Consider the following 8,305-nt stretch of genomic DNA (forward strand, 5'->3'; position numbering starts at 1 on the left):
GCCCGCGTCTCCGCCTCCTTGGCGATCCGCCGGACCATGCCCGAAAGCGCCTTGCCCGCGCCGATCTCCCAGAATTCGTCGACGCCCTGCGCCGCCATCCATTCCACCGACTCGCGCCAGCGCACCCTACCCGTCACCTGCTCGACCAGAAGGGCCCGGATCACCGCCGGATCGTCGACGGGCCGGGCGCGCACGTTGGCCACCACGGGCACCTCGGGCGCCCTGATCTCCACCGCGTCGAGCGCCTCGGCCATGACGCGGGCCGCCGGCTCCATCAGGGCACAATGGAAGGGTGCGGAGACCGGCAGCAGCACGGCGCGCTTGGCACCCCTTGTCTTGGCGATCTCCACCGCCCGCTCCACCGCGGCGCGGTGGCCCGACACGACGACCTGCGCCGGGTCGTTGTCGTTGGCCGCCTGGCAGACCTCGCCCTGCGCCGCCTCCCGCGCCACCTCGCTCACCACCGCGAAATCGAGCCCGAGAAGCGCAGCCATCGCGCCGACCCCGACGGGCACCGCCGCCTGCATCGCACGCCCGCGAAGCCTGAGGAGCCGCGCCGCATCGGCGAGGCTGATCGCCCCGGCCGCGCAGAGCGCCGAATACTCGCCGAGAGAATGGCCGGCGACGTAGGCCGCCGAGGTCACGGAGATCCCCTCGGCACCAAGCGCCCGGACGGCCGCGATCGAGGTCGCCATCAGCGCGGGCTGCGCGTTTTCCGTGAGCGTGAGCGTCTCCACGTCGCCTTCCCAGATCAGCGCCGAAAACCGCTCGCCGAGCGCCGCGTCGACCTCGTCGAAGACCGCCTTCGCCGCCGGATAGGCCTCGGCCAGGGCGCGGCCCATGCCGACCGTCTGCGCCCCCTGCCCGGGAAATACGAATGCGCGCGTCATGCTTCCTCCTGCCCGAAATCTCCCCACCTCTAACCGCAGCGACGCCGTCGGACAAGCGACGCAGGGCCGCCGGCGTTGCACCCCGGAGGTATTGCCGGCAGGAGGCGGTGATCGGGACGCCGCGCTTGCATCCGGCGCGCGTTCCTCTATAAGGCCGCATCCTTCCGCATTCACGGGAACCGGCGAAGCCTCTCGTGGCGGGGCGCGGAAGGGTCACCCCGCCTATGAAGCCGCCTGAGACGAAAGGGACCACATGCCGCTTTACGAGCATGTCCTCATCGCGCGCCAGGACCTGTCCAACGCGCAGGCCGAAGGACTCATCGAACACTTCTCCACCGTCCTCGCGGACAACGGCGGCAAGGTCGTCGACCACGAGTACTGGGGCGTGAAGACCATGGCCTACAAGATCAACAAGAACCGCAAGGGCCACTACGCCTACCTCCGCTCCGACGCGCCCTCGGCCGCGGTGCAGGAGATGGAGCGTCTCGCGCGGCTCCACGACGACGTCATGCGCGTCATGTCGGTGAAGGTGGACGCCCACGAGGACGGCCCCTCGGTCCAGATGCAGAAGCGCGACGAGCGCGACCGCGGGGATCGCGGCGACCGGGGTGACCGCGGGGATCGTGGCGACCGGGGTGACCGCGGAGATCGCGGCGACCGCCGCGACCGGCGCTGAGACGGGACCTGAGGAAAGGATCACAAACCATGGCGAACAAACCGTTTTTCCGCCGCCGCAAGGTCTGCCCCTTCTCGGGCGACAACGCGCCGAAGATCGACTACAAGGACGTACGTCTGCTCCAGCGCTACATCTCCGAGCGCGGCAAGATCGTGCCCGCCCGCATCACCGCCGTCTCGGCCAAGAAGCAGCGTGAACTCGCGCGCGCCATCAAGCGTGCCCGCTTCCTCGCGCTCCTGCCCTATGCCGTGAAGTAAGGGAGACCGTCAGATGCAAGTCATCCTACTGGAACGCGTGGCCAAGCTTGGCCAGATGGGCGAGGTCGTCAAGGTCAAGGACGGCTACGCGCGCAACTACCTCCTGCCGCAGGGCAAGGCGCTGCGCGCCTCCGAGGACAACATCAAGTCCTTTGAATCGCGCAAGGCCCATCTCGAGGCACAGAACCTCGAGACCCGGAAGGAGGCCGCGGCCGTCGCCGCGAAGCTCGACGGCCAGACCTTCGTCGTGATTCGCTCGGCCTCCGATGCCGGCGCGCTCTACGGCTCGGTCACGCCGCGCGATGCCGCCGATGCCGCCACCGCGGCGGGCTTCGGCGTCGAGCGCAAGCAGATCGTGCTCGCCCGGCCGATCAAGGAGCTTGGCCTCCACGAGGTCGAGGTCGTGCTGCACCCCGAGGTTTCGGCGCAGATCCGGCTCAACGTCGCCCGGTCGGCCGAAGAGGCCGAGCTTCAGGCGACCGGCAAGTCGATCCAGGAGCTTGCCGCCGAGGCGGAGGCCGCCGCCGACTTCGAGATTGCCGAGCTCTTCGACGACATCGGCTCAGCCGCGCAGGAAGAGACGGCGGAGTAATCCGCCCTACGCGCGCAACACCCCGACCGCGCCGGCCCGTCCGGCGCGGTTTTCTTTTGCGCAGCACGTCGCCCGGCAGTTGCAACGATGTCGTTTCCCGGTCACAACGCGTCGCAACGCGCCGGCGACTCGCGCAACGCCACCCCCGCGCCTCGGCGCTCCGGCGTCGTGCCGCCCCGAGAGGAGGAACGCCCCATGTCGATGATCGCGACCGTGGTGAAGCCCATGCACCGCGAAGGCTATCGCTTCGTCGCGATCTTTGCCGCGGTGACGGTCGTGCTGTTCCTGATCTGGGAGCCGTTGGGCTGGATCGGCGTCGGGCTCACCCTCTGGTGCTACTACTTCTTCCGCGACCCCGAGCGCGTGACGCCCGCGCGGGAGGGGCTGGTCATCTCGCCGGCCGACGGCGTGGTGCAGATGATCGGCGATTTCGCACCGCCGGAGGAGCTTGGCCTCGGGTCCGAGCCGATGACGCGCATCGCGATCTTCATGAACGTCTTCAATTGCCACGTGAACCGCGCTCCGGTTTCCGGGCGGATCGAGAAGACCGCCTACCGGCCGGGCAAGTTCTTCAACGCCTCACTCGACAAGGCGAGCGTGGACAACGAACGCAACGGACTCGCCATCCGCATGGAAGATGGCCGCGCCATCGCCGTGGTGCAGATCGCGGGCCTCGTCGCCCGTCGCATCGTCTGCGAGGTGAAGGAAGGCCAGGCGCTCCTCACCGGCCAGCGTTTCGGCATGATCCGCTTCGGCTCGCGCCTCGACGTCTACCTGCCACGGGGCACCGCGCCGCTCGTCGCCGTCGGCCAGACGGCCGTCGCCGGCGAAACCGTGCTCGCCGACTTCGCCTCGGACGAACCGCGCCGGATAGGGGCGATGCGGTGAGCGAGGAGGACCCCGACCTCCCGCGCGAGGCGGACGGCGACAGCCTGCCCTTCCTCACCCTCGTGCCGAACATGGTCACGACGCTCGGCCTTTGCGCCGGGCTCACGGCGATCCGCTTCATCATGTCGGGCCAGTTCCTGATCGCGGTCTGGCTCGTCCTTTTCGCCATCGTGGTCGACGGCCTCGACGGGCTCATCGCCCGGCGCCTCAAGGCCACCAGCGATTTCGGCGCGCAGCTCGACTCGCTGTCGGACTTCCTGAACTTCGGCGTGACGCCGGGATTCCTCGTCTACCAGATGGCGCTCGCTCCCGGCGAAAGGTCGGGCGGCTGGATCTTCGTCCTCGTCTATGTCGTCTGCTGCTGCATGCGGCTCGCGCGGTTCAACGTGGCGCAGTCGCGCGCGGCCCTGAACGGCGACACGAAGCCCGCCGGCCACTTCACCGGGGTACCCGCGCCGGCGGGCGCGCTGATGGCACTCCTGCCCGCCTTCCTTGCCTTCGAGACCGGGATCGACGTCAGCGCGTGGCCGACGCTGATCGAACTCTACATCGGCGCGGTCGGCCTCCTGATGGTCAGCCGCCTGCCCACCTTCTCGCCGAAGTCGATCCGCGTTCCGCGCGAAAGGATCGCCTGGGTCATGGTCGGGCTCGCGCTCGTCACCGGGATCATGCTCGCCGAGATCTGGCGCGCGCTCATCGCCATCGTCCTTCTCTACGCCGCGTCGCTGTTACACTCGGCGGGGATGATGCTCTTGAACCGCCGTCGCGGACGGCCCTGATCGCTGAGAGGCAGAACTTGGAACTTGCGGCCGTCAAGACATCCTACCGCTACTGGGCGCCGATCTATGACTACACCTTCGGGCGGATCACCGGCCGGGGTCGTCGGCGCGCGGTGGACTACATCAACCGCCGCCAGGGCCGCGTGCTGGAGATCGGCATCGGCACCGGGCTCTCGCTCGACCGCTACGCGCCGCACCTCGAAGTGACCGGCATCGACGTTTCGACCGAGATGCTCGACAAGGCGCGCCGCAAGGTCGCCGAGCGGGAGCTTGCCCACGTCGTCCGCATCTCCGAGATGGACGCCCGCGCGCTCGCCTTCCCCGACGGCCATTTCGACACCGTCGTGGCCATGCACGTGATCTCGGTCGTGCCCGAACCCGAAAAGGTCATGGAAGAGATGGCCCGCGTCTGCAAGCCGGGCGGCGAGGTGCTGATCGTCGGCCATTTTGCCCGCGACAAGGGCATCCTCGCGGCGCTCGAACGGTTGTTCGCACCTTTGGCGGACGTGATCGGCTGGCATTCCGACTTCGAGCTCGGCCGCATCCTCGGCGTGCCCTCGCTCACGGTCACCCGATCCGTGCCGATGCCGCCCTTCGGCATCTTCACCTTCCTGATCCAGCGGAAGGCCGCGGCGTCCCCGGCGGCCGGCTGAGGCGCGAGGTCAGCGCGGTCCGACGGCCGCCCGGGCACCCTCCAGCACGGCGTGGAACGCCGCCAGCGCCGCCTCGGGCACGCCCCGCAATCCCCCGACGACCTCTTCGGCCCAGTCGAGATAGGCGCGCCGGCGCACCTGCGGCCAGTCGTGCGGCGGGGTTTCGCCGACCGAGCGGACGTTGCTGATCTTGTCGCAGAGCTTGACCAGTGCGGCCTCGGGCGACTTGGCCCGTGCGGTCACGACCTGCAGCCGCTTGCGTTCGGCCGCGCCAAGGTTCTTGTCGTCCGTCACCTCCGCGACGATGGCAGAAACCCGGGGCCCAAACGCCGCCTCGATCTCGCCAAGGCTGGTCGGCGGGCAGTCCTCCACCGTGTCGTGAAGCCAGGCCGCCGCAACGACCTCCTCCGCCCCGCCGAAGCCGGCGACAAGCGACGCGACCTCCTCGAGGTGCGTCCAGTAGGGTGTCTGCGCCGCGTCCTTACGGGTTTGCCCGTCATGCCGGGCCCGGGCAAACGCGCGCGCACGCGCGAGGATGGATGTCTCCATTCGGTCTCCTTTCCCGCGCGGGACGGGATCGCACCGGATCCGGCCGCACGAAGCGGGCCGGAAGCGCGGGCGGATACCCTGGGCGCAGGTTGCTGATGTGATTGGGAAAGGGCACCCCTGTGCCCTCGATCACCCTAGCACCGCGGCCGGGCACGTCAAGCGCCATCGCGGAGGGGGAATGAAAAGGGCCGCGCCAGCGGCACGGCCCGTTCCTCGCGGCCTCGCATGCGCTAAGCCGTCTTACATCTCGTCGAGCGCCTCGACGGCTTTCTGGAGCTTGTCCTTGGAGACTTCCTTCTCCGTCACCTTGGCACCGGCGAAGACGAGGTCGACGACCTTGTCCTCGAAGATCGGCGCGCGGAGTTGCTGCTGCATCTGCGGGTTCTTCTGGACGAAGTCGAAGAACGCGCGCTCCTGCCCAGGATACTGCCGCGCCTGCGCCAGCACCGCCTGGGTCATCTCGGCGTCGGTCACCTCGACCTTCTCCTTGCGGCCGATCTCGGCCAGGAGAAGCCCGAGCCGCACGCGGCGTTCGGCCAGCGTGTTGTGCTCGTCCGTCGGTTCGATGGAGCCGTGGTTGTGGCCGTGCTCCTCGGGGTGCTCGTCATGCCAGAGCTGGTGCGCGATCTGGTGCGCCTCGGCCTCGACGAGGCTCGGCGGGAGATCGAACTTCACGAGCTTGTCGAGCTCGTCGAGCAGCGCCCGCTTCATCACCTGGCGAGCGGCGCCGGCATATTCCGCCTCGAGCCGCTCCGAAATCTGGCCCTTGAGCGCGTCGAGGCTTTCCGCCCCGAACCGCTTGGCGAGCTCGTCGTCGATCTCGGCCGCCTTCGGTCCCTTCACGGCCTTCACCATGCAGTCGAAGACGGCTTCCTTGCCGGCGAGGTGCTTGGCGCCGTATTCGGCCGGGAAGGTCACCTTCACCGCCACCTCGTCGCCCGCCTTGGCGCCGACGAGCTGGTCCTCGAAACCGGGGATGAACGAGCCCGAGCCGAGTTCCAGCGGATAGTCCTCGCCCGCGCCGCCCTCGAAGGCCTCGCCGTCGATCTTGCCCACGAAGTCGATCACCACCTGATCGCCTTCCTTGGCCTTGGTGCCCTTCTTCCGGTCCTCGAAGCTCTTCGCCGACTTGGCGAGGTTCTCGAGCGCCTCGGCGACGGCCTTCTCGTCCGCCTTCACCACGAGCTTCTCGAGCTTGATCTTGGCGAGATCGACCTCGGGGATCTCCGGCAGCGCCTCGTAGGACATCTCGACGATGACATCGTCGCCCTGCCGCCAGGCCTCGCCACCCTTCATCTCGACCTTCGGCTGCAGCGCCGGACGCTCGCCGGTCGTGTCGAAATGCGACTTCATCGCGCCGTCGATCGCATCCTGCATCGCGTCGCCCAGGAGCCGTTCGCCGAACTGCTTGCGAAGCATCGCCATCGGCACCTTGCCCTTGCGGAAACCCTTCATCTCGATCTCGGGCTGCGCCTCCACGAGCTTCTCGGTGACCTTCGCGTCAAGATCCGCGGCCGGCACGGTGATCGTGTAGCTGCGCTTCAGACCGTCCTTCAGGGTCTCGGTGACCTGCATTCCTTCGTCCTTTTCCTCGTGGTGCGGGTGAAGGGACTTGAACCCCCACGCCTCTCGGCGCCAGAACCTAAATCTGGTGCGTCTGCCAGTTTCGCCACACCCGCAATGCCGGGGAGCGGCCCCGTGCTGGGACCGCTCCCGAAATCCGCGCCCTTCTAGCAAGGTTCGCCCGCGCATGCGAGGGGAAAAAGCGCCCCAGAAATTGCTCGCCGCAAACGCAATCTTGACATATTGTGAAAGAAAAAATCGAGGCAGCACATATAGGGGGACCCCATGTCGCAGAAGACGACGGGGCTTGTGCACGGCGCGGAACACGCCGGCATGCGCCAGATGGCAGCAGGCAGTTCGACGACAGGCATTGCGGCCGGGACGGTCGTGTTGACGCTCGACGGCGCCCTGCCGGTCGATTTCATAGAACCCGGCGACCGGATCATCACCCGCGAGGGTATGCGTGTCGTGCGCGAGGTGCGCGTCGCGCGCTATTCCGGCCCCGCGATCCGCATCGCCGCGGGCGCGCTCGGCCATGACCGGCCGGAACAGGACCTGATCCTGCCCGCGGAGACCCCGGTCCTCGTCCGCGACTGGCGGGCCGAGGCGCTCTTCGGCCTGCGGCAGGCCGTCGTGCCGGTGGAGCGGCTCGCGAACGGCGAGTTCATCGCCACCATCACGGCGCTCTCGCTCCGGCTCTACGACCTGCGGTTCGACAGCCCGCAGGTGATCTATGCCGAGGGGCTGGAGATCGCCTGCCCCGCGCTCGGAGCGGCGGACGGGGCGCGGCTCGCGGCGGAGTGACACCCGGCCGGTCGCCCGCGCGATGGCGGCGGAAGCCTCCGGCGGGAGTATTTGCGCCAAGGTGAAAGCGCCGGCGCTCAGAGCCCGAGGTCGCGGAACACGGCCGGCAGTTGCTCGGGCAGATCCTCGGCGATCAGGCCGGGGCCGAATTTCCGGGCGCATTCGACATGGAGCCAGGCGGCGGTCTCTGCCGCCTGCATCGGGGTGAATCCCCGCGCCAGAAGCCCCGCGATGAACCCCGCCAGCACGTCGCCCGACCCCGCCGTGGCAAGCCAAGGCGCCGCGCGGTCGTAATGGGCGGAGTTGATGCTGCACCGCCCCTGCGGATCGGCGATCACCGTATCGGGCCCCTTAAACAGCACCACGCAGCCCGCCCGCGCCGCCGCCTCGCGCGTGGCGTCCACCTTGGAATAGGCCGGGCCCTTCATGGCGGGGGCCGCCAGCTTCTCTGCGATGTCGGGGAAAAGGCGGGCGAATTCGCCGGCATGGGGCGTGAGGACGCAGTTTTTGTGGAGCGCCGCGAAAAGATCGGGCTCGCGGGAAAGGATGGTCAGCGCATCGGCATCGAGGACGAGCGCGCGGCGTGCCCCCCTCCCCTCTTCCCTCCCCACGAGGGGGAGGGAAAGCGCCCTATCGCCCCGCGCTGTACCTAGG

Annotated in this window: 11 protein-coding genes and 1 tRNA gene; 7 read left to right on the forward strand and 5 right to left on the reverse strand. The window is 68.6% G+C overall.

The genetic code is table 11. The annotated features are described in order from the left end of the window. Positions 1–890 (reverse strand): ACP S-malonyltransferase (gene fabD / locus F9K34_RS14990; protein ID WP_291337897.1); only part of this gene is annotated, 890 nt, incomplete at its 3' end. A 253-nt stretch (positions 891–1,143) separates the two neighbouring features. Between fabD and rpsF the strand changes: the two genes are divergently transcribed. From rpsF to F9K34_RS15020, 6 genes are all read left to right on the forward strand, one after another. Beyond that, positions 1,144–1,566: a 30S ribosomal protein S6 gene (gene rpsF / locus F9K34_RS14995; RefSeq protein WP_291337899.1), complete on the forward strand. Its 423-nt coding sequence runs from the start codon at positions 1,144–1,146 to the stop codon at positions 1,564–1,566. Between the two features lie 29 nt (positions 1,567–1,595). Continuing rightward, positions 1,596–1,823, forward strand: a complete 228-nt coding sequence (gene rpsR / locus F9K34_RS15000) for a 30S ribosomal protein S18 (protein ID WP_105514010.1) — start codon at positions 1,596–1,598, stop codon at positions 1,821–1,823. Between the two features lie 13 nt (positions 1,824–1,836). After that, complete coding sequence (gene rplI / locus F9K34_RS15005) at positions 1,837–2,415, forward strand: 50S ribosomal protein L9 (RefSeq protein WP_291337906.1); 579 nt, start codon at positions 1,837–1,839, stop codon at positions 2,413–2,415. Positions 2,416–2,502: 87 nt separating this feature from the next. Further along, positions 2,503–3,303 carry a phosphatidylserine decarboxylase gene (locus F9K34_RS15010; protein WP_291337907.1) on the forward strand — a complete coding sequence of 267 codons (801 nt, stop codon included), beginning with the start codon at positions 2,503–2,505 and terminating at the stop codon, positions 3,301–3,303. Further along, entirely contained in the window at positions 3,300–4,082 is a 783-nt protein-coding gene (locus F9K34_RS15015) for a CDP-alcohol phosphatidyltransferase family protein (RefSeq protein ID WP_291337909.1), read from the forward strand. Before F9K34_RS15010 ends, F9K34_RS15015 begins: the two co-directional genes overlap by 4 nt. A gap of 17 nt (positions 4,083–4,099) precedes the next feature. Continuing rightward, positions 4,100–4,735: a class I SAM-dependent methyltransferase gene (locus F9K34_RS15020; RefSeq protein ID WP_291337910.1), complete on the forward strand. Its 636-nt coding sequence runs from the start codon at positions 4,100–4,102 to the stop codon at positions 4,733–4,735. A gap of 9 nt (positions 4,736–4,744) precedes the next feature. Here F9K34_RS15020 and F9K34_RS15025 read toward each other — a convergent pair whose 3' ends face one another. The 3 genes from F9K34_RS15025 to F9K34_RS15035 all read right to left on the reverse strand — a co-directional run bounded on the left by F9K34_RS15025 (position 4,745) and on the right by F9K34_RS15035 (position 6,963). Continuing rightward, positions 4,745–5,284, reverse strand: coding sequence for an HD domain-containing protein (locus F9K34_RS15025; RefSeq protein WP_291337912.1), 540 nt, complete (start codon positions 5,282–5,284; stop codon positions 4,745–4,747). Between the two features lie 240 nt (positions 5,285–5,524). After that, positions 5,525–6,859 (reverse strand): trigger factor, encoded by a 1,335-nt coding sequence (gene tig, locus F9K34_RS15030; protein WP_291337914.1) that lies wholly within the window; start codon positions 6,857–6,859, stop codon positions 5,525–5,527. Between the two features lie 19 nt (positions 6,860–6,878). Further along, a tRNA-Leu gene (locus F9K34_RS15035) sits at positions 6,879–6,963 on the reverse strand. A gap of 169 nt (positions 6,964–7,132) precedes the next feature. On the opposite strand from F9K34_RS15035, the gene F9K34_RS15040 reads away from it, so the two are divergent. Continuing rightward, positions 7,133–7,651: a Hint domain-containing protein gene (locus F9K34_RS15040; protein ID WP_291337918.1), complete on the forward strand. Its 519-nt coding sequence runs from the start codon at positions 7,133–7,135 to the stop codon at positions 7,649–7,651. Positions 7,652–7,728: 77 nt separating this feature from the next. Here the strand turns inward: F9K34_RS15040 and F9K34_RS15045 are convergent. Then, the coding region (locus tag F9K34_RS15045) for an ADP-dependent NAD(P)H-hydrate dehydratase (protein ID WP_291337920.1) at positions 7,729–8,305 on the reverse strand (577 nt) is incomplete at its 5' end.

This window comes from Albidovulum sp. (assembly GCF_008933605.1).
In the GTDB taxonomy this organism is placed as follows: domain Bacteria; phylum Pseudomonadota; class Alphaproteobacteria; order Rhodobacterales; family Rhodobacteraceae; genus Albidovulum.

Coding starts and splice junctions, on each gene's coding strand:
- rpsF (WP_291337899.1), top strand. CDS start 1,144: ATGCCGCTTTACGAGCATGTCCTCATCGCGCGCCAGGACCTGTCCAAC.
- rpsR (WP_105514010.1), top strand. CDS start 1,596: ATGGCGAACAAACCGTTTTTCCGCCGCCGCAAGGTCTGCCCCTTCTCG.
- rplI (WP_291337906.1), top strand. CDS start 1,837: ATGCAAGTCATCCTACTGGAACGCGTGGCCAAGCTTGGCCAGATGGGC.
- F9K34_RS15010 (WP_291337907.1), top strand. CDS start 2,503: ATGTCGTTTCCCGGTCACAACGCGTCGCAACGCGCCGGCGACTCGCGC.
- F9K34_RS15025 (WP_291337912.1), bottom strand. CDS start 5,284: ATGGAGACATCCATCCTCGCGCGTGCGCGCGCGTTTGCCCGGGCCCGG.
- tig (WP_291337914.1), bottom strand. CDS start 6,859: ATGCAGGTCACCGAGACCCTGAAGGACGGTCTGAAGCGCAGCTACACG.
- F9K34_RS15040 (WP_291337918.1), top strand. CDS start 7,133: ATGTCGCAGAAGACGACGGGGCTTGTGCACGGCGCGGAACACGCCGGC.